The sequence below is a fragment of the Lysobacter cavernae genome, from assembly GCF_042648505.1.
In the GTDB taxonomy this organism is placed as follows: domain Bacteria; phylum Pseudomonadota; class Gammaproteobacteria; order Xanthomonadales; family Xanthomonadaceae; genus Lysobacter_L; species Lysobacter_L cavernae.
Genome location: NZ_JBHRXK010000008.1, coordinates 128,169 through 149,266, shown reverse-complemented (window position 1 = coordinate 149,266; position 21,098 = coordinate 128,169). Strand labels below are relative to the sequence as shown.

Genomic DNA, 21,098 nt, shown 5'->3' with positions numbered 1-21,098 from the left:
AAGAGCGTTCTTTTTGCCAAAAAACGCCGCCTCCGGCGACAATCCTCAGCGCTCACAAAGCGCCAGCTGAAGTCGCCGGCCGGGAGGGCGGCGGTGGACCACCCCCTCGCTGTAGCGCCGCTGGCTCCTCCGTAGGACACGGATTCAGCCGATTACGACCTGGATTTGAGTTTTCGCACAGCCTGGACCCATTGCAGCCATTCAAGCCGACGCCGAGGTCCTCGCCTTCTCCGTGAATACCTCTACCGTGACGTTGTGAATACTGCCGGTGAACTTGAACGGCAGCTTGTACGTCCAGTCGACAGCGGAGCCATTGTCCATGCCGATATCCAGGCCTTCGCCGATGGAGAACTGGATGGGCACGGTGCGCTCCAGTCGTCCGTTCGCGATCTGCTTGCCGTTGGCGCTGACGGTGACGGTCGCACCCTTGCCGATGCCGCCGCCGTCGTACTTGAAGTCGACCACGATCGTCGTCTTGCCCTGGGGCAGCGGTGCATCGGCGGCGATGGTCGGTCGTTCCCTGCCCAGGAAGTTGTAGACGAAGGTGGGTTTGCCGTCGCGCAGATACAGACCGTAGCCGCCTTCCGAACCGCCCTGGGTGACGATCATGCCCTGCGCCTTGTCGTCGGGCAGCTCGACTTCGGCGGTGATCGTCCACGACTTGTTGAGCATCGGCAGGCAGGCTGCATCGGGTAGCGCGACCATGCCCGGGTAGTAGGTCGCCTTCGTACGGTCGCCGACAAGACTGGGCCGACCCATCGCCTCGGCGTTGAAGCGGATCGTGCCGCGCCAGTCCAGTGGCAGCACGCTGTACTTCGATGCCTCGGCCCACCACAGGTCCTGCAGCTCGCGCAGCTTGTCCGGGTTCTGCGCCGCGATGTCGTTCGCCTGGGAGAAATCGCCATCGAGCCTGTACAGCTCCCAGACCTGCTTGTCGGGGTTCCAGTCGTCCGGACGGGTGGGAATCCAGGGGACAAAGGAGGGGGCCGAGGCCATCCAGCCGTCGTGGTACAGGCCACGATTGCAGGCCAGCTCGAAATACTGGGTGCGGCGCCGGCTGGGCGCCTTGCCGTCGTCGAAGGTGAAAGCGAAGCTGATGCCCTCGATGTCCTTCTGCGGCACGCCGTTGAGCATGCGCGGTGCGGTGACTCCGCAGGCCTCGTAGATCGTCGGCACGATGTCGATCACGTGCAGGAACTGGTCGCGCAGCGCGCCCTTGTCGGCGATGCCGTCGGGCCAGCTGATGATCATCGGGTTGCGGGTGCCGCCGAAGTGGCTGGCCACCTGCTTGGTCCACTGGAACGGCGTGTTCATCGCATGCGCCCAGGACGACGGGAAGTGGTTGAAGTGCTTCGGTCCACCCAGCTCGTCGATGGCCTTGAGGTTGTCCTGCCACTTTTCCGGGAAGCCGTTGAAGAACAGGTTCTCGTTGAGCGATCCCTCCAGACCACCTTCGGCGCTGGAGCCGTTGTCGCCGGCGATGTAGATGATGATCGTATTGTCGGCATCCGGCAGCGCCTTGACCGCGTCCACCACCCGGCCCATCGCCGCATCGACCTGCGCGCCGTAGGCGGCGAATACTTCCATCATCCGCGCGTACAGCCGCTTCTGGTCGGGATCGAGTCCTTCCCACGCGGGGAGTCCCTTCGAGCGCTCGGTCAGCTTGGTGTCTTTGGGCACGACGCCCAGTTTCTTCTGTCGCTCCAGGGTCTGCTCGCGGTAAGCATCCCAGCCCATGTCGAACTGGCCCTTGAACTTGTCGATCCACGCCTGTGGCGCCTGGTGCGGCGCATGCGTGGCGCCCGGTGCGACGTACAGGAAGTAGGGCTTGTCGGGTGCGATGCTCTTGACCTTGCGTACCCAGGCGACGGCCTTGTCGGCGAGATCTTCGGTGAGGTGGTAGTCCGGGTCATCGGATGCCGGTACCAGATCGCGGTTCTCGAACAGCAACGGATTCCAGTGGTTCATGTCGCCGGCGTTGAAGCCATAGAAGTAGTCGAAGCCCAGCCCATTGGCCCAGCGGTCGAACGGTCCGGCGGCACTGAGCTCCCAGGTCGGCGTGTTGTGGTTCTTGCCGATCCAGGCGGTCATGTAACCGTTCTGGCGCAGCACCTCGGCGACCGTGCCGCAGTTGTGCGGCAGCACGCAGCAGTAGCCGTCGAAACCGGTGGCCGCCTCGGTGATACCGGCGAACGAGGTCGAATGGTGGTTGCGCCCAGTAATCAGCGCCGCGCGCGTGGGGCTGCACAGCGCGGTGGTGTGGAAGTGGTTGTAGCGCAGGCCCTCGGCGGCGAGCCGGTCCATGGTCGGTGACGGTACGCCGCCACCGAAGGTGGAGAACTGGCCGAAGCCGACATCGTCGAGCAGGATCAGCACGATGTTCGGCGCACCCTTGGGCGGCTGTACCGGTTGCGGGAACTGCGCCGGATCGGAATCGACATAGGTTCGGCCGATCTCGCCGGTGAAGTGGAAATCCGGACGCGGCAGATGATCGGGCGTACCGGTGGTGACGGCAGGCTTGGCCTTGGGCTTGACAGGCATGTGCGGCGACTCCAGATGAGCCAGTCGGCACGGTCGCAGACAGGCGGGCGTACAGGTTGGCCGAGGGTCGGTTACGCGACGTATAGGATGCGTGATGCCAGCCTGACGCTTTCGCGTGCAGGAATTCAGCAACACGTTCACCGGCGCCGTCGAATGGGTGCAGATCAATGTCGGCAACGGCGACCACAACCATTGATGACTGCCGAAGACCGATACCGCATCGCGATGGCGCGGCAACAGAGTGCGACTGTCCGCTTCTGATCGGAGGCTGTCCTTCCAACGCGCGGCTCAAGCTCGACGCGAAATGACCAGCACCGGCGCGGTGTCCAGTCCTAACCGGCACAGCGTTCAGTTCACACCAGCGCCACACCGCATGCGGCGCAAGGGCCCTGGGCCCGTTATCCCACTAGACGGGAGTCACCGCCATGCGCTCGGCCTTGCTCAGCACCCGCGGCTCCGCCACCGGCTGGTCGGTCCCGGCGACGAAGAACGGATTCGCGCCGCGACCGCGCAGGCGCGCGAACAGCACGCGGCGCATGATCCGCCCCACACCCAGCACCGTCCGCACCGGCGTGGCTTGCACGGGGCCGCGCGCGGACTTCACGTTCAGCGCGATGCGCGACGGTCCGACCACGGCGTCCAGGGCATCGGGCACGAAGCAATCCCCCAGGATCCCGACGTACGGCAGCTTCGCGTCGCGCGGCGTGTTCGCCAGTGGCGTGTCGCAGCAGCGCGCATACCAGCGCAGCAGGCCCTTCGGGCTGAGCGAGAGGCAGGCCAGCTGCGCGGTGCCGGCGGTGAAGTGCAGGCCGGAAGGCAACATCGCAACGATGTCGGTGCCGCCGTGTGCATCCAGCGCGTCCTCGCGCTTCAGCGCGCGGGCGAAGGCCTGGCAGTCGCGGCAGTAGCAGGTGGCGCGTGCATGCACGGTGCGCGGCTCGACCTGGCCGCGCACGGCGCCGCACTTGCATTGGAAGGGGATCGTCATGGCGCCACGATAGCGCGTTGCGCGGACGGGGCGTCAGCGCCAGCGCCCGGTTACCCGCGCAGCAGGATGATCGGCAGCGCGACCAAAGCCAGCATGAAGAGGATGCCCAACACGGTCAGCGCGACGCGGGCGGGTTCGGCGCGCAGCACCGTCCAGAACGTTTCGGCGGTGCCGGCGCGCCGGGCCGCGTCGTACTCGGCCCGCACGCGGGTTTGGCGCTGCGCCTGGTAGATGGCCATCAGGCGCTTGGCCTCGACGATGGCCGCATCGTCCGTTACCCAGATGCCGCCTGACGAAATGCCCCACCGGCTCGGCGTGGTTTCGTAGAACGCAATCCGATGTTCGTCGAGCATCGCGCGCACGTCGTCGGCCTCGTCGTCGGGCACGTTGCGCAGGTTGAGCAGTAACTTGGACATGGCCTCATCATAGCGGGCATCCTTTACCTTTTCCCCTTGGGACACCGATGCGAACCTTTGTACTGAGAGCGCGGGCGGCACCCACCGACAGCCAGAAACTGTTGGCTTCCGTTGGCCAGGAGGCCCACACCGAAATCCTGGCGCATACGCTGATGAACGCCATCTTCGTGGCCCAGTCGCATCGCGCGGATGTCACGGTCTACCTGGTGTTGGAAAGCACCCAGGATTTCTCACGCACGATCCGCTTCGAACCCGACGCCATGCATGACATCGGTGGCTTCGACGAGCGCGCGCTGCTGGGCAAGATCGCCAGCGCGCTGGATGCCTCCAGGGGGATGGGCAAGGAAGAGACGCGACCGGTGGAATCGGGCGTCACGGTGCGCACGTTGGCCTTCGAGCGGCTGGTGCAGGAGCTGGCCGAAGATCACCAGCTGTTCGTGATGGACCCGAAAGGCGCATCGATTCGTGAGCAGGTGTTCCAGGGCAATCCCTGCTTCCTGCTGACCGACCATATCCCGATGCCGAAAAAGATCTTCCCCAGCCTCGAACGCCTGGGCGCGAAGAAAATCACGCTGGGATCGAAAATGCTGTTTGCTTCGCAATGCGTCGTGTTGATCCACCACGAGCTGGATCAGCGGTAACGCCGTCATCTGCAGGGAGACGGGGTCGCCGACCCCACCGGTAGCTCACGTAGGGCGCATTAGCCGCAGGCGTCCCACGGGGACTTCCTTTGGTCGTAATGCGCCGGATGACGACCGCCTCTGAACCCCATGCGGCGCAATGCCCTTCGGTTATTGCGCCCTACGCTGGCTGGGGAGACAGGGTCGCGGACCCCACGCGACGGGGCACGGACCCCATCCAATGGCCTCGCAGACCCCCGGCGTGGGGTCACTGACCCCGTCGATGCAGTCGCTGACCCCAAATGCGGGGTCGTGGACCCCATGCAATGGCCTCCCGGACCCCATCGATGGGGTCGCTGAGCCCAAATGCGGGGTCGTGGACTCCATGGCTTGCGGTCATTGACCTCATGCGCGGGGTCGTTGACCCCACCCATCCCCTTCCCGGCCGAATGCCCCGCCCCAGTCCTGCCACGCGCCGGCAAAAAAAAAGGGGTATCCGGAATCTGGTGTGGGTTTCGTGCTCTAGGGCTGTTGTAGCTCTCAATTGATAAAACGGATTCTAGTGTTGGAATCGAGAGTGCGCGTGCTAAAGTAAAGCCGGATTTCAGTGTGGGTTCGCCCAAGGTGCTGAGTGACCGACTTTCTCCAGCTGCGAAGCCTCAAAACGCTTGAAGTCGTGGGCGATGACGATCGATATGTAGTCAAGGCGGAAGGCCTCGCTCCGGTGGCAACCTGCCCGCTGTGCAAGGTCGGACGCTTGCACGGTCACGGCTCGCAGGAGCAGTCATTCCAGGACACCCCAACGCACGGCAAGCCGGTCGTGGTGTTCATCCAACGCCGGCGCTTTCGTTGCATTTCATGCAACAAGACGCTCTTCGAGCCTGTCGCCGACCTCGACAGCAAGCGCCAAGCCACGGCCCGCCTGGTGCGTTATATCCGCGAGCAGAGCTTCACCAAGACCTTCGCGGCCTTGGCTCGCGAAGTAGATTTGGACGAGAAGACGATCCGGCATGTCTTCGATGACTTCATTGAGGAATTCGAGACCAGGGTCAGGTTCCGGACACCCCGTATCCTCGGGATCGACGAACTCAAGATCATCGGTCAGTACCGCGCCATGATCACTAACATCGAGCGCAAGACAGTGTTTGACCTTCGGCCGAGCCGAGCCAAGGCCGACCTGTTGCCCTATTTCCGGAACCTGCGGGACAAGGACACCATCGAATGGGTGGCCATGGACATGTACCACGTCTACAAGCAGGTGGTGCGCGCCACGCTGCCACAGGTGCGGATCGTGGTCGATCGCTTCCATATCCAGCGGATGGCCAACGATGCCCTGGAGAAGCTGCGCAAGCGCATTCGCAAGGACTTGCCGGCCCGGCAACGGCTCAAGCTCAAGGATGAGCGTTTCCTGTTGCTCAAGCGGCAACACGACCTGAAGGGCGCGGACATGGAGCGTGCCCTGGAATGGTTCCGCCAATTCCCCCAGCTAGGGGAGGCGCACGCCCTCAAGGAAGGCTTCTTGTCGATCTGGGATCACGAGACTCGCACTGATGCCGAGGCCGCCTGCACCAAATGGCTCAGCAATATCACCCCAGAGCTGGCACCTGCGTTCAAGGACCTCACCACCGCTGTGCACAACTGGCACGAGGAAATCTTCGCTTACTTCGAGCAGCCCATCACCAATGCCTATACTGAATCCGTCAACCGACTGGCCAAAGACATGAACCGCATGGGCAGGGGCTACAGCTTCGAGGTAATCCGGGCGCGGATGCTCTACAACGAGAAGGCGCGTAAGGATGGTGCGGTGGTCGAAACGGTACTAGTTGACGACGATCAGGCATCGACGAACTTCGAGTTCCAGCGGATGACCATGGCGCCGACACGGAAAAAACAGATCAGGCGCGTGGTCGAGTACGGGCCTTACATTCCGACGTTGGTGCGGCTGCTGGAAGAAGGGTATTTTGACTAAGCTCGGTTCGGCTCACTCGCACCGACCTAGTACTGGCACTCCGTGCCATTCCAGCGAAGATGCTCACGACGCCGGCGCAAGTAGCCGTCGGCGCCGTCGCCACGGCTCGCTTTCGCGATGAGATCGTGTAACTGGCTTGGCGTGAGTGTGAGGTCAAAGGCCTCAGAACCAGAGGCCATCGTCTCTTCGGCGGTCGGCTGTTTTTGAGTGCAGGCCGTTAGGTAAGCAATGATCGCCGCGCTGGCGCTGACCACTTCCCGGGGTCTGCTTTCGACCCGGAGCATCGGTAATCGGGGCCTATGTGTCTAGAACCTTTGCCATGCGTCTTTCTCGCAATTGACTGCGAATGAATGCCCCGGCGAAATTGAGATTCCGGTCGGGCCGTCGACCTGCCGACAATCGCAGGATTTGCTCGTTGTACCAGGTGGCAGACCCCGCTCCGGTGATTGTTCGTATCAATTTGATCGGAGATTTTGGCCCAAGCCACCCCGAACCGATGCGCAGCGTGGGCTGAACCAGATCGATCGGGTCGCCGCGAAGCAATGCTGCCGACGCATCAGGCTCCAGGCACAGTGGCCGCGCGAGACCGATCAGATCGAAACCATCGTTGGCAATGGCATCGGCCATGCCTCTGGCAGTCCGCAAGCCGCCTGTCACCATCAGCCTGGCGCGCTTGAGGTGGCGACGCATCTCGGGACCGAAGCGGCCAAAATAGGATTCACGGTCACGCGAGGCCTTGCTTGCGTATGGATCATGTCCGGGTTCACCACCCGCAGCATTGGTCATGCTTGGCTGCTCATAGGTGCCGCCCGAAATTTCGATCAGGTCGACGCAAGCCTCGTCCAACCATGTGGCGACAATCTGGCTGTCCTCGAAGCTGAAGCCTCCCCGCTGGAAATCCGCCGAGTTGAGCTTGATGCCAATCGGAAAATCCGCCCCGACCTTTGACCGGATGGCCTTGACCGATTCCAGCAGGAAACGCGCACGACTGGCAAGATCGCCACCCCATTCGTCATCGCGGATGTTGGATCTTGGCGAAAGAAATTGCGAGAAGAGATAACCATGCGCAGCGTGCAATTGCACGCCGTCGAAACCGGTCTCCCGCGCCACTGCCGCCGCGTCCGCGAAGCGGCCGATCAGTTCCACAATCTCATCATGGGTCAATGCGACGGGCGTGCCGAACCTGACGCCGGGAATGGCGAGCGGAATCGCCGATGGCGCTTTCGGTGTCGGGTTCACGAAGCGGTTCGTCTGCCGCCCTGCATGGGCGATCTGCATCCAGATATGGTTGCCATGCTCCTTCGCCGCCGCTGACCATCTGCGTAGTGCGGCCAGTTGCTCGGCATCCTGCTTGCCCTGAATGACGACATTGCCGGGATGCTCGAGATTGTGGTAGTCCACCTGCACGTTGCCGGTCAGCATCAGGCCCGGCCCACTCCTGGCCCAGGCGCGGTAGATCTGCACATGCGCGTCCGTCGCACGGTTGCGGCTGTCCGCCACCATTTCGGTCATCGCGGCCTTGGCCAAACGGTTTGGCAATGTTGTCCCGCAGGGAAGCAGGAGTGGTGCGTTGAGGATGGATGCGGTCTGTGCAGTCGTCATGACGCGATCCCGTTAGTTCGAAATGGCGACAGTGACGTCTACGAATTGCCGTTTTTCGATAATGTCCAGCATGAAGTCGGCAGCATCGGCTGTGGTGATCGAGAATCCGGTGGACCGTCCCTCGGCCGAAACTTTGAGGGTCTTCTTGCGCGGCTTTTCGTTGAGCGCTGGCAGTCGGACCGCAGTCCATTCCCGATTGCTGGCGCGCAAAATCGCCTCCATCTTGACTTTCGCATCGAGAATCGGGAGCAGCTTGCGCGCCACCAAGGGCAAGAGAATGCGGCGGACGAAAAAGGGAGCCGATCCTGGCACGCCCACATTGCTGGCACAGACCAGGCGCCGGATGTTCTGCGCTGCCATTTCGGCAACGATGAGGCGCGTGGCATCGGGAACCAGATCATTGGGGCGACCATCCCCCAGACCACCGACCCCCAGATACTGGACAACGGCATCGGTACCTTTCAGCGCCTCCCTGACCGCGGCCGGGTCCAAGGCATCTCCGAGGACGACACGCGTACCTTTGGGCGCTTTGGCTGCGGCCGCTTCCGAACGCGCCAGGACGGTCACGTCGTGGCCACGTCCGATCGCGCTTGTGAGAGCGGCTTTTCCGCCCATGCCGGTCGATCCAAAGATCACGATTCTCATAGGGGATACCGCCTTTTCGCCAAGTGGGTGGAGTCGATGGTCGATGCCGCGGGTGTCGAGCACTAGGGCCGCGAACGGGACCAAGAATATCGAACGTTCGTACTATTGTCAAACGATCGTTCGTATCAATGTTTGATATGCTTTTGGACATGGCAACGCGACTGGTGAAAGGCAGCAGCAAGGCCGACGATCGACGGAGCGCGCATGGGGCCCAGACACGCCTCGAGATCCTGACGACGGCGCAGCGCGTAGCGACCGCGGAAGGTATGGAGGCGCTCAGCATCGGCCGCCTTGCGAATGCCGTGGGGATGAGCAAGGCCGGACTATTCGCCCATTTTGGGTCGAAGGAAGCACTGCAGCTGGCGACGATGGAAGCCGCCTATGAGGCGTATCTGCGGGAAGTGGTCGAGCCGGCGCAAAAGGCGCCGCCCGGCGCCGCACGCCTGGGCAAGCAACTGGAAAACTATTTCGCCTACATCCAGCGTTATGCCCCGTATGGCGGATGCTTTCTCTGCGCCGCGTCGCTGGAATTCGACGATCGCGCGGGGCCGGTGCGCGAGCGTTTGCGCGAACTGATCGCCGACCGCGACGGCCGCATCGAAGCCGCACTGCGCGAAGCTGTGGATGCCGGGCATCTGCCGACCGACACGGATATCGAGCAACGCGTCTTCGAGATAGTAGCGATCACCGGCGGCGTGAATGCCGCATTCCAGCTCAATAAAGATCCTGCCGTGTTCGATCGCGCACGGCGCGCCCTATCCACTCTCGCGCAAGCCAACAATGGGAAGCCTTGAACGTCTGCTTCTTTAATCGGGCGGTAATGTCAAGGTCTTGCTCGTCCGTTGGTCGGAATCGTTGCCGCGTGGGTCACGCTTCTTTTCGCAGTCGGCTCGGTGAAGCTCGGCACGCTGCAGGCATTGGATTTCGACCAGGCGGGGATGCAGTCAGCACTAGCGCCCTGGTCAGTGCTGACCGAACTGATGGTCAACTCAACTGGAGCAAGATGACTCCGACGGTCTCGTGCGAATGACTGAATCCTAGTCCCGCCAAGAGCAGGCTGTTCATCTTGTCCAACAGCCAAATCCCACACGGAAGGCTGTCGATGAAGAAGCCAGCAAGAGAGGGAAACCTACAAGCCAGAGCGAACAGACGAGGAGGAGCTAGAACCAGCTCCCCACACTAAAATCCGGATACCCAAAAAAAGCCGCCCGAAAGCGGCTTTGGGGGTGCTACCGGGTGGCCTCAGTCCACCGGGGCCGGCACCGGGGCTGCAGCGCGACGTTTGCGGGCGAACTGCGAGCCCAGGTCGCGGCGCATTTCGTCCAGCGAGCTGTCCGAACCACCGGTCAGCTTGAGCAGCTGGTAGCCGTCGTAGGCGAAGTCCATGACGTCGTGGCCGAGCAGCGCAGCGGTGTCCTCCAACTGCGCGTGCAGCAGCCGCACCGCCTCCAGCAGCGGGCGCAGCGCGTCCAGTGCGTCGAGGTCGGCCTGCGCGCCGGGCACGTCCAGGGTGGCCGGCACGATCTCCGGATGCGCCTGCAGCGCGCGCACGGTGCCGCGGCCGAAGACCTCGTTCTTGGCGCCAAAGTTGTGCAGCTCGCGCAGTTCGCCCGGCTGCAGCACGACCAGCGACGGCAACGCCGACTTGACCTGAGCCAGACCCGCCGCGGCGGCCTGGCGCTGTTCCGGGGTAATGACAAGCGTGATGCGATTGACTGACACGACAACCTCCAATGTTTTCCCTGTGTGAGTGCACCGGCAGAGCCGGATGCGTCCTTGCTCCGCCGCGTTCCGTGTGGCGTGTGGTTGATCGCTACGGGGCGATCGGAGCGGGGGCGAGTGTGTCAGGGGCGTGCGGGAAACGAAAGACCCGCCGGATGGCGGGTCTTGGGTCGTGCGACAGCTTTCTGGTGCGCGTGGAGCGCGTGGAGCGCGTGGCGCTCTAGGGATAAATCAGCCTGCCCCCTTTTTCCCGGAGAGCGGCTGAGAAAGTGCACTCTGACTCCTGTTTTTAGAGAAATATTCGCCCCTTAGCCAAAGTCTCGGATAAAAACCTTCCCTCTGCCGCCCCCATTGGTTAAGGTTCTGGAAATCACGGGCTGGTTAGGAGGGGGCGTGGCGAAGGCAAAAGGGGAGACGAAGTCGGAAGCCTTGTTATGGCCATTACTCGACAAGACAGTCGACTTGCGAAGGGAATACAGACTTCGCAATACAAAATTTGATCAGAAGCGAATCAAGTCTGTCGAGATCGAAGAATACACAGCCGACAGCTGGCAGATTCACAAGAAGCAGAAAGGCATAGCTGTCGTACGTCGCGAGAAGAAGATCGACGAGCGCTTGGAGAACCTGTGGTGGGTTCTTCTGTACAAAATGGGGTACGCGGAGCTCAATTCTGGACGCAGGTTTCGCATAAAGCTGAAACGCCATAATGGTGTTGATGGCGAGAAACAGATTGACGTGTTCGCCTCCGACGATGAGACAGTCATCATTTCGGAGTGTAAATCTTGCGAAAGACTGCGGAAGCGAAGTCTTCAAAAGGACATCGAGGAATTCGGCGCGCTGAAGGGAGACATCGCTGCTTCCGTTAGAGCCTTCTACGGCAAGGACTATAAGCCCAAAATTCTCTGGTTTTTCGTAACAGAGAATGTGATTTGGACTACGGAAGATATCGCGCGAGCTGATGCTCACAAGATCAAGCGCGTAACCGAAATAGAACTCCCTTATTACACGCAGCTAGCGGATCACCTTGGCAAAGCAGCGCGGTTTCAGTTCTTAGCAGAGTTTCTCAAGGACCAGCCGATTCCCGAGTTGGCGAACACGAAGGTGCCGGCAACGCGAGGGAGATTAGGAGGGAAATATTTCTATTCCTTCGTTACCACGCCCCGCCACCTCCTTAAGATCGCGTTCGTAAATCATCGAACGTTGGATGATCCCGAAGGACATCCCACCTACCAACGGCTCATACAGAAATCCCGACTTAAATCGATCGGTAAGTTCATCGAAGCCGGAGGTTTTTTTCCCAACAACCTGTTGGTCAACTTCGTAAAGCCGCCGAGATTCGACATTATTCAGAAGGACACCGTGACCGATGTACATTTCGGAAACTTATATCTTCCAAGCACATATAAATCGGCCTGGATCATAGATGGGCAACATCGCCTATACGGCTATGCAGGTCTTCCGGAGGAGTACCTAGATCAAAAACTAGTTGTCGTGGGATTCGAAGGCATTCCAAAGGAAGAAGAGGCAAACATGTTCGTGACGATTAATCACGAACAGAAATCAGTTCCGAAGAATCTACTGGACGATCTCGAAGGACAGCTCAAATGGGGCTCTGAGAACCCTGGCGAACGGATAGGAGCCTTGGCTGCGCGTGTGATTCATAACTTGAATCGCGACCTTTCAAGCCCGCTTTATGGAAGATTTTCGGCTGAGGGGATTAAAGGGACAGCCAGGGTCTGCCTGACCGTGCCTCAGGTGAAGCTTGGTTTGCGGCGTTCAGGCTTGCTTGGGCAGGTAGCCCTGCGTACTCATTACGAGCCCGGCGCCCTTTGCGGTTCAACCGACAACGCGTCGCTACTTAGGGCGCAAAAGGTTCTCAACGGCTTTTTTCGTCAGATCTCAGAATCTGGGATTTCACGATGGGAAGCTGGCCGACCCGGAAAATTGTGCACGAACGAAGCGATTCAAGCCCTGACTCTGCTTCTTGCCGAGATTGTTAGATACATCGAGCGAAGCACGAGCAAACCCTTGCGCAGCTTAAGCGAGCAAAACGTGATGGAACTCGTCAGCCAGCATGTGGAGCCGATTTTGGATTTCCTTCAGAGCGGCGACCAAGAGGTAGACACACTGCTGACTGTCCAGTTCGGCAGTGGCGGGCCTCGCGAGCTTTTGCTTCGCTTCGCGCGCGTCATGCGCAAAAGTTACCCAAATTTTCAACCCGATGGTTATGAAAACTGGGAGCAGACACAGTCACAGGAATTGCGGATCCAAGCCGACCAGCAAGTGCAGAAGGTCAACATGATGGTTCAACAGCACATATTTAAGGTCTTCCGTCAGCTATATGGTGAAGAAAAGAACGCATACTGGGAAAAGGGAGTCTTGATCAAGGAAATAAAGAGCAAAGCGTACGCGAAATCTTTGGACGTCGAGGATGCCGACGCGCGGCTACCGCTCGAAACTTATGTCGATTTCATTGAGTTCAAGAGGATTATTGAGCACAAGGATCGCTGGCTCATGTTCAAGAGTGTGATGGACATCCCCCTTGATGGTGCTAAGGGGAAGGCCAAGAACCTGGAGTGGATGGACCGTTATAATGAGATTCGTCGGGTACCCTCGCACGCAACAGTAGACCGCCACTACAAAGCCGAGCATTTTGTGTTGCTAGATTCGATAACGGATACGCTCAAGAAGCGTATTGAACAGTTCGACTATGAGGGGCTGCGCGGTGCCGAAGACGAATAGCGATGCAGAAGTGACACTGCCTTTCCTGAAATGGGCGGGAGGCAAGCGCTGGCTGATGCGTTCGCATCGAGACACTTTCAATCTTTCGAGCTTCGACAGATACGTTGAGCCGTTTGTCGGCAGTGGCGCTGTATTTTTCAGTCTTTCGCCACGAAAGGCGTTAATCAATGACGCGAACGAAGATTTAATAGATACGTATCGAGCGATCAAATCTGACTGGAAGGCCGTGGTGCGCCTTCTTGCGAAGCACCAGAAGGTACACAGTGATGACTACTACTACCAAGTCCGGGCGGATGCACCGACGACTTTGATGGCGCGAGCAGCCCGATTCATTTATCTCAATAGGACATGCTTCAACGGCTTGTACCGCGTAAATCGACGGGGCGAATTCAACGTACCGAGAGGGACGAAGAATTCAGTCGTCATGGATAGCGACAACTTCGAAGAAATAGCGACGCGGCTTTCGAGAGCGCGCCTGATGTCAGGGGACTTCGAGAAGGTAATAGACACGTGTGGGAGTGGTGATTTTGTCTACGCCGATCCTCCGTACACCGTGAAGCACAACAACAACGGATTTATCAAATACAACGAGCGGTTGTTTTCTTGGTCGGATCAAGAGCGACTGAAGGACGCGCTGATCAGAGCAGCGAAGCGAGGAGCCAAGGTTGTCGTTAGCAATGCGGATCATCCTTCGATCCGCGAGCTTTACGCGGACGCGCAGTGCCTGACAGCAGAACGCCACAGTGTCATGGCTTCGGAATCGGTGCGCCGAAAGAGGACCACCGAGCTTCTCATCTCGATCTGAGCCGTCAATGGGCAGCGACGCCCATATCGGCCATGAATCGGAAGGCCGATGTACACAGCAAAAAACAAAAGGGCTAGGCTTTCGCCTGACCCTTTGTTTTTACTGGCGCCAAAGGTGGGACTCGAACCCACACGCTTTTAAGGGCGGCGGATTTTGAGTCCGCCGTTTTCTTACATGTTCCGCCGGTACTCGCCACCCACGTCATACAACGCATGGCTGATCTGGCCGAGGCTGTGGGTCTTGACCGCTTCCATCAACGCCGCGAACACGTTCTGGCGGTCGCGCGCGGTTTTTTGCAGGTAGGCGAGGCCTGCTGCTTGCGCTGACTCAAGCGCCCCCTCTCCGGCGGCTTCGCCGCCGACTCTCCCACGAGGGGAGAGTGGAAGGGCCAAGATGTTGCGCAGCTGCTGGAAGTTGCGGACGTTGTCGATCTGCTGCCCCTTCTCCCCTTCCGTGCTGCGGATCAACTCGATCTCGGTGACGATATCGCCGCCGTGGTCCTTGGGCAGGAAGGTGTTGACGCCGACCAGCGGCAGGCTGCCGTCGTGCTTCTTGTGCTCGTAGTACAGGCTCTCTTCCTGGATCTTGCCGCGCTGGTACATGGTGTCCATGGCGCCGAGCACGCCGCCGCGTTCGCTGATGGCTTCGAACTCCTTGTAGACGGCTTCTTCGACGATGTCGGTGAGCTTGTCGACGATGAAGCTGCCCTGCCAGGGGTTCTCGTTGAAGTTGAGGCCCAGTTCCTTGTTGATGATCATCTGGATGGCGACGGCACGGCGCACGCTTTCTTCGGTCGGCGTGGTGATGGCTTCGTCGTAGGCATTGGTGTGCAGGCTGTTGCAGTTGTCGAACAGCGCATACAACGCCTGCAGCGTGGTGCGGATGTCGTTGAACTGGATCTCCTGCGCGTGCAGGGAGCGGCCGCTGGTCTGGATGTGGTACTTCATCATCTGGCTGCGCGCGGACGCGCCGTAGCGCTCGCGCATGGCGCGGGCCCAGATGCGGCGGGCGACGCGGCCGATGACGGTGTACTCGGGATCCATGCCGTTGCTGAAGAAGAACGACAGGTTGGGCGCGAAGTCGTCGATCTTCATGCCGCGCGCGAGGTAGTACTCGACGATGGTGAAGCCGTTGCTCAGGGTGAAGGCGAGCTGGCTGATCGGGTTCGCGCCGGCTTCGGCGATGTGGTAGCCGGAGATCGACACCGAGTAGAAGTTGCGGACGTTCTTGTCGACGAAGTACTGCTGGATGTCGCCCATCATGCGCAGGGCGAACTCGGTGCTGAAGATGCAGGTGTTCTGGGCCTGGTCCTCTTTCAGGATGTCGGCCTGCACGGTGCCGCGCACGGTGGCCAGCGTATGCGCCTTGATCTTGGCGTAGGTATCGGCGTCGACGACCTGGTCGCCGGTGACGCCGAGCAGGCCCAGGCCGAGACCGTCGTTGGTTTCGGGCAGCATGCCGCTGTATTGCGGGCGTTGCTTGCCTTCAAACATCTTCTCGATCTGGTCGTGCGCGGCGTCCCAGCGGGACTGGTCGGCGCGCAGGTACTTCTCGACCTGCTGGTCGATGGCGGTGTTCATGAACATCGCCAGGATCATCGGCGCGGGGCCATTGATGGTCATCGACACCGAGGTACTGGGCGCGCACAGGTCGAAGCCGGAATACAGCTTCTTCATGTCGTCGAGCGAGGCGATGTTGACGCCGGAGTTGCCGATCTTGCCAAAGATGTCCGGGCGCACGGCTGGGTCTTCGCCGTACAGCGTGACCGAGTCGAACGCGGTCGACAGGCGCGCGGCCGGCTGGCCGACGGACAGGTAATGGAAGCGGCGGTTGGTGCGCTCGGGCGTGCCTTCGCCGGCGAACATGCGGATGGGGTCTTCGCCGGTGCGGCGGTATGGGTAGACGCCGCCGGTGTACGGGTAGTAGCCCGGCAGGTTTTCCTTCTGCAGGAAGGTCAGCAGCTCGCCCCAGGACTTGTAGGTGGGCGCGGCGATCTTGGGGATCTTCTGGTGGCTGAGCGACTCGCGGTAGTTCTCGACCTTGATGCCCTTGCCGCGCACTTCGTACTCGGTGACCTCGTCGGTGATCGACTTGAGGCGTTGCGGCCAGTCGCGCAGCAGCTTGAGGGCTTCGGAGGTGAGCGAGTGGATGGCGTCGTTGTAGCGCTGGCGCAGGGTTAGGAGGGTGCGGTCGGGGGCCCCCTCTCCCGCCGCGCTGTGCGCGGCGACCTCTCCCACGAGGGGAGAGGTGGAAGCGGCGGCGGGAGAGGTGGAAGCATTTGCCCTCTCCCCTTGTGGGAGAGGGACAGGCTGCGCAGCAGCCAGGGAGAGGGGCAGCAGCGCGTCGGCAGCGTACAAGTCCAGCGCCTTCGGCAGCTGCGCATCGCCCAGGTCATGCAGCGACTGCCAATACGACTGCGCGCGGTCGGCGGTCTCGGCCTGGGTCTCGATCCTGGCGTTGATGCCGCGGCCCTGCTCGGCGATCTCGGCCAGATAACGCACGCGCGCGCCGGGGATCAGCACGGTGGCGCGCGGCTCCTTGAGGCTGGTGTCGATCTGCGGGGTCCACTTGCCTTCCGGCAGGCCCAGCTTGTCGCGCAGCAGGCGGCACAGGTTGGCGAACATCCAGCTGATGCCGGGGTCGTTGAACTGGCTGGCGATGGTCGGGTAGACCGGCACGTCCTCGTCCGGGGTCTGGAAGGCGACGCGGTTGCGCTTCCACTGCTTGCGCACGTCGCGCAGCGCATCTTCCGCGCCGCGCTTGTCGAACTTGTTGAGCACCACCAGCTCGGCGTAATCGAGCATGTCGATCTTCTCGAGCTGGCTCGGCGCGCCGAAGTCGCTGGTCATGACGTACATCGGGAAGTCGACCAGGTCGACGATCTCCGAGTCGCTCTGGCCGATGCCGGCGGTCTCGACGATGACCAGGTCGTAGCCCAGGCCCTTGAGGAAGCCGATGCAGTCCTTGAGCACGGCGTTGGTGGCCACGTGCTGGCGGCGCGTCGCCATCGAGCGCATGTAGACGCGGTGGCTGCGCAGCGAGTTCATGCGGATGCGGTCGCCGAGCAGCGCGCCACCGGTGCGACGGCGGGTTGGGTCGACCGAGATCACCGCGATGCGCATCTCGGGGAAGCTGGCGAGGAAGCGGTTGAGCAGCTCATCGGTGACGGACGACTTGCCGGCGCCGCCGGTGCCGGTGATGCCGACCACCGGGGTCTTGCCACCGGCCAGGTGCCATTGCTTGCGCAGGTGGGCCAGCTCGGTTTCGTCGAGCAGGCCTTCCTCGATCGCCGAGAGGGTCTTGCCGATGGTGATCTCGTCGTCGATGGCGGCCGGCTTGTCCGGCGTCTGGTCGGCGATGCGCCCTACGCTGGCGCGGCGGACGACGTCCTCGATCATCGCCACCAGGCCCATGTGCATGCCGTCGTTGGGGTGGTAGATGCGCTCGACGCCGTAGCCCTGCAGCTCGCGGATTTCCTCCGGGGTGATGGTGCCGCCGCCGCCGCCGAACACGCGGATGTGGCCGGCGCCGCGCTCGCGCAGCATGTCGACCATGTACTTGAAGTACTCGACGTGGCCGCCCTGGTAGGACGACAGCGCGATGCCGTCGGCGTCTTCCTGCAGCGCGGCGCGGACCACCTCCTCGACCGAGCGGTTGTGGCCGAGGTGGATGACCTCGGCGCCCTGCCCCTGGATCAGCCGGCGCATGATGTTGATGGCGGCGTCGTGGCCGTCGAACAGGCTGGCGGCGGTGACGAAGCGCAGCGGGCTGCGATTCTCATCGGGCACTGGGGTGACGGTTTCGGGAAGGTTGCTGGCGGGAGTGCTCATGACGCGCTCAATACGGAAACGAACGATTTCGCATTGTAGCGCGCGGGCCAGCACGCCCCGGCAACGCGCTGGACAACCGCCAAGCTTGGCCAGATCGAAACGGAGTGCAACCGACCCGCCTGCGTTGAGCGCAACGTCCACCGCCTGCAGCGAAGCCGCGTGCTCGGCTTGCGCGATTCAACTCACGGGATGATCCAACTCGCGGGATCGCGCATGCCGAAACCCGTGGAGTCGGATCTTCGTCCACCTTGATGTCTGCTCCGTGAAGCCCTGATCGACGCCAATCCACTGTCCGCCGGACCGGCCAATACCGTCACGCCCGAAGCACTTGGCGAGGCAGCGATGGCGGTCGGTACAACGTCGTGATTTCTGAACAGGCATCGCACCCCGAGGCGTACGCATCCGTATCCCTCGATTGCATTAGACTACCGCCCCTGCGGCGACCGGCCCGGCCTTGCCGTAGAGTCAAATACATTTCGATTCAACGACTTACCAATCACAGCTGGCGTAAAGCGCGATGCGCAAATCCTCAACGCCAACGCGGAGCACCCGATGATTTTCGAAACCCTGGACACCTTCGGCCACGAGCAGGTCGTGTTTTGCCACAACAAGGACGCGGGCCTGAAGGCCATCATCGCGATCCACAACACCGTGCTCGGTCCGGCCCTGGGCGGTACCCGCATGTGGCCGTACAAGACCGAGCAGGATGCGCTCAACGACGTGCTCCGTCTGAGCCGTGGCATGACCTACAAGAACGCGGTGGCCGGCCTCAACATCGGCGGCGGCAAGGCCGTGATCATCGGTGACCCGGCCGTGGACAAATCCGAGGCGCTGTTCCGCGCGTTTGGTCAGTTCGTCGAATCACTGGGCGGTCGTTACATCACCGCCGAGGACGTCGGCATCGACGTCAACGACATGGAATACGTGTACCGCGAGACCGAGTACGTCACCGGCGTGCACCAGGTCCACGGCGGTTCGGGCGACCCGTCGCCGTTCACCGCCTACGGCGCGCTGCAGGGCCTGATGGCCACGCTCAACAAGCGCTTCGGCGATGAGGAAGTCGGCAAGTACAGCTACGCCGTGCAGGGCCTGGGCCACGTCGGCATGGAGTACGTCAAGCTGCTGAAGGAGCGTGGCGCCAAGATCTTCGTCACCGACATCAACAAGGGCCTGGTCGACAAGGCTGTGTCCGAGTACGGCGCCGAGGCGGTGGGCCTGGACGAGATCTACGACGTCAATGCCGATGTCTATTCGCCGTGCGCATTGGGCGGCACCGTCAACGAGCAGACCCTGCCGCGCCTGAAGGCCAAGATCATCTGCGGTGCGGCCAACAACCAGCTGGCCAACAACGCTATCGGCGACGAAGTGGCCAAGCGCGGCATCCTGTACGCACCGGATTACGCAGTGAACGCCGGCGGCGTGATGAACGTGGCGCTGGAACTCGACGGCTACAACCGCGAGCGTGCGATGCGCATGATGCGCACGATCTACCACAACCTCGGCCGTATCTTCGAGATCGCCGAGCGCGATGCCATCCCAACCTACAAGGCGGCCGATCGCCTGGCCGAGGAGCGCATCAACATCATCGGCAAGCTCAAGCTGCCGATGGGCCGCAGCGCACCGCGCTTCCAGGGGCGTATCCGCGGCGGGCATTGATCCGTCTTGCGACGGGATCAATCCCAAAGTTTGCGTTCGCAAACTTTGGGCCCCGGCCCATGCTGCCGAATCCCCGCCGCTGTCGCGGCTGGCTGGTATTACCCGCAACGGGTAATACCCCCAAAGTTTGCGGTGCAAACTTTGGGCCCCAGCTCATGCTGCCGAATCCCCGCCGCTGTCGCGGCGCCCCCTTTACCAAAGGGGCTGTGGCTCCAGCAGGGAATTGGGCTTTGGCAGGTTCTACAAAAACGCCCGGCTCGTCCGGGCGTTTTTATTGCACTGCAAATTGGCCGCGGCACGGCGATGACCGACAATGGCTGCTTGGGTCGCGTGACTTTCCGCAGCCCCTCACTTTCGACAGGACACCTTCATGCGCCCATTTCCCCTCGGTGAAGAAATCGATGCGCTGCGCGAGGCCGTGCGCCGTTTCGCCGATGCCGAAATCGCGCCGCGTGCCGCGCAGATCGACCATGACAACGTGTTCCCGCAGGACCTGTGGCCCAAGCTCGGCGAGATGGGCCTGCTTGGCCTGACCGTGCCGGGCGAGTACGGCGGCAGCGACATGGGTTACCTCGCCCACCTGGTGGCGATGGAGGAAATCTCGCGCGCCTCCGGTTCGGTCGGGCTGTCGTATGGCGCGCACTCCAACCTGTGCGTCAACAACCTCTACGCCAACGGCAACGAAACCCAACGCCAGCAGTACCTGCCCAAGCTGTGCAGCGGCGAATGGAAGGGCGCGCTGGCGATGAGCGAGCCCGGTGCCGGCTCGGACGTGGTCGGTTCGATGAGCTGCCGCGCCGAACTCAAAGGCGACGTGTGGGTCGCCACCGGTAACAAGATGTGGATCACCAACGGCCCTGAGGCCGACGTGCTGATCGTCTACATGCGCACCGCCGGCAAGGGCGCAGGCAGCCAGTGCATGACCGCCTTCATTGTCGAGAAGGGCATGAAGGGTTTCACGACCGCGCAGAAGCTCGACAAGCTCGGCATGCGCGGCTCCAACACCTGCGAACTGGTGTTCGAGAACTGCGAGATCCCGGCGCAGAACGTGCTCGGCGAGGTCAATCGCGGTGTCAAGGTGCTGATGAGCGGCCTCAACACCGAGCGTCTGGTGCTCACGGGCGGCCCGCTCGGACTGATGCAGGCCGCGCTCGACATCACCCTGCCCTACGTGCGCGAGCGCAAGCAGTTCGACGCCGCGATCGGCACCTTCGGCCTGATGCAGGGCAAGGTCGCCGACATGTACACCGCGCTGCAGTCGAGCCGCGCCTTCGCCTACCAGGTCGGCCGCGACTACGACGCCGGCCACCGCTCGCGCATCGACGCGGCCGCGTGCCTGCTGCACGCCAGCGACGCCGCGGTGCAGGTCGCGCTGGAAGCGATCCAGGCACTGGGCGGCAACGGCTACATCAACGAGTTCCCGACCGGCCGCCTGCTGCGCGACGCCAAGCTCTACGCGATTGGCGCCGGCACCAATGAGATCCGGCGCATGCTGATCGGACGCGAGCTGTTCGACGACAGGCACTGAGCGGGCATCAACTCGGCGACATCGGTCGCCCATG

At 61.7% G+C, this 21,098-nt stretch carries 15 protein-coding genes; 7 read left to right on the top strand and 8 right to left on the bottom strand.

Features of this window, described 5'->3' with window-relative positions; translation table 11 throughout:
• Positions 1-201: 201 nt before the first annotated feature.
• From ACFOLC_RS14755 to ACFOLC_RS14745, 3 genes are all read right to left on the bottom strand, one after another.
• Complete coding sequence (locus ACFOLC_RS14755) at positions 202-2,541, bottom strand: sulfatase-like hydrolase/transferase (RefSeq protein ID WP_386760017.1); 2,340 nt, start codon at positions 2,539-2,541, stop codon at positions 202-204.
• Between the two features lie 406 nt (positions 2,542-2,947).
• The gene (locus ACFOLC_RS14750) at positions 2,948-3,529 is read right to left on the bottom strand and encodes a DUF6151 family protein (protein ID WP_386760016.1); all 582 of its coding nucleotides are present in this window, start codon (positions 3,527-3,529) and stop codon (positions 2,948-2,950) included.
• A 50-nt stretch (positions 3,530-3,579) separates the two neighbouring features.
• On the bottom strand, positions 3,580-3,945 hold the full coding sequence (locus ACFOLC_RS14745) for a DUF6164 family protein (RefSeq protein WP_386760023.1): 366 nt from the start codon (positions 3,943-3,945) through the stop codon (positions 3,580-3,582).
• A gap of 47 nt (positions 3,946-3,992) precedes the next feature.
• Here ACFOLC_RS14745 and trmY point away from each other — a divergent pair, with 47 nt between their 5' ends.
• A complete protein-coding gene (gene trmY / locus ACFOLC_RS14740) occupies positions 3,993-4,586 on the top strand; it encodes a tRNA (pseudouridine(54)-N(1))-methyltransferase TrmY (RefSeq protein WP_386760015.1) in 594 nt (197 codons plus the stop codon).
• A 610-nt stretch (positions 4,587-5,196) separates the two neighbouring features.
• Positions 5,197-6,534 carry an ISL3 family transposase gene (locus ACFOLC_RS14735; protein WP_386760014.1) on the top strand — a complete coding sequence of 446 codons (1,338 nt, stop codon included), beginning with the start codon at positions 5,197-5,199 and terminating at the stop codon, positions 6,532-6,534.
• Positions 6,535-6,560: 26 nt separating this feature from the next.
• Here the strand turns inward: ACFOLC_RS14735 and ACFOLC_RS14730 are convergent, their stop codons facing one another.
• Genes ACFOLC_RS14730 through ACFOLC_RS14720 form a run of 3 tightly spaced genes read right to left on the bottom strand, consistent with a single transcriptional unit; the run spans position 6,561 to position 8,844 of the window.
• Complete coding sequence (locus ACFOLC_RS14730; RefSeq protein ID WP_386760013.1) at positions 6,561-6,818, bottom strand: hypothetical protein; 258 nt, start codon at positions 6,816-6,818, stop codon at positions 6,561-6,563.
• A gap of 13 nt (positions 6,819-6,831) precedes the next feature.
• The gene (locus tag ACFOLC_RS14725) at positions 6,832-8,136 is read right to left on the bottom strand and encodes an NADH:flavin oxidoreductase/NADH oxidase family protein (RefSeq protein WP_386760012.1); all 1,305 of its coding nucleotides are present in this window, start codon (positions 8,134-8,136) and stop codon (positions 6,832-6,834) included.
• Positions 8,137-8,148: 12 nt separating this feature from the next.
• Complete coding sequence (locus ACFOLC_RS14720; protein ID WP_386760011.1) at positions 8,149-8,844, bottom strand: NAD(P)-dependent oxidoreductase; 696 nt, start codon at positions 8,842-8,844, stop codon at positions 8,149-8,151.
• A gap of 65 nt (positions 8,845-8,909) precedes the next feature.
• On the opposite strand from ACFOLC_RS14720, the gene ACFOLC_RS14715 reads away from it, so the two are divergent.
• Complete coding sequence (locus ACFOLC_RS14715; protein WP_386760010.1) at positions 8,910-9,575, top strand: TetR/AcrR family transcriptional regulator; 666 nt, start codon at positions 8,910-8,912, stop codon at positions 9,573-9,575.
• A 448-nt stretch (positions 9,576-10,023) separates the two neighbouring features.
• On the opposite strand, the gene ACFOLC_RS14710 is transcribed toward ACFOLC_RS14715, so the two are convergent.
• Entirely contained in the window at positions 10,024-10,503 is a 480-nt protein-coding gene (locus ACFOLC_RS14710; protein WP_386760009.1) for a hypothetical protein, read from the bottom strand.
• A 393-nt stretch (positions 10,504-10,896) separates the two neighbouring features.
• On the opposite strand from ACFOLC_RS14710, the gene ACFOLC_RS14705 reads away from it, so the two are divergent.
• Positions 10,897-13,245: a DGQHR domain-containing protein gene (locus tag ACFOLC_RS14705; protein WP_386760008.1), complete on the top strand. Its 2,349-nt coding sequence runs from the start codon at positions 10,897-10,899 to the stop codon at positions 13,243-13,245.
• Positions 13,229-14,050: a DNA adenine methylase gene (locus tag ACFOLC_RS14700; protein WP_386760007.1), complete on the top strand. Its 822-nt coding sequence runs from the start codon at positions 13,229-13,231 to the stop codon at positions 14,048-14,050. The genes ACFOLC_RS14705 and ACFOLC_RS14700 overlap by 17 nt, the downstream gene beginning before the upstream one ends.
• Before the next feature lie 170 nt (positions 14,051-14,220).
• On the opposite strand, the gene ACFOLC_RS14695 is transcribed toward ACFOLC_RS14700, so the two are convergent.
• On the bottom strand, positions 14,221-17,880 hold the full coding sequence (locus tag ACFOLC_RS14695; RefSeq protein WP_386760006.1) for a methylmalonyl-CoA mutase family protein: 3,660 nt from the start codon (positions 17,878-17,880) through the stop codon (positions 14,221-14,223).
• Between the two features lie 552 nt (positions 17,881-18,432).
• On the opposite strand from ACFOLC_RS14695, the gene ACFOLC_RS14690 reads away from it, so the two are divergent.
• Entirely contained in the window at positions 18,433-19,536 is a 1,104-nt protein-coding gene (locus ACFOLC_RS14690; RefSeq protein ID WP_386760005.1) for a Glu/Leu/Phe/Val dehydrogenase dimerization domain-containing protein, read from the top strand.
• 370 nt (positions 19,537-19,906) lie between these two features.
• The gene (locus tag ACFOLC_RS14685) at positions 19,907-21,064 is read left to right on the top strand and encodes an isovaleryl-CoA dehydrogenase (RefSeq protein ID WP_386760004.1); all 1,158 of its coding nucleotides are present in this window, start codon (positions 19,907-19,909) and stop codon (positions 21,062-21,064) included.
• Positions 21,065-21,098: the final 34 nt, after the last annotated feature.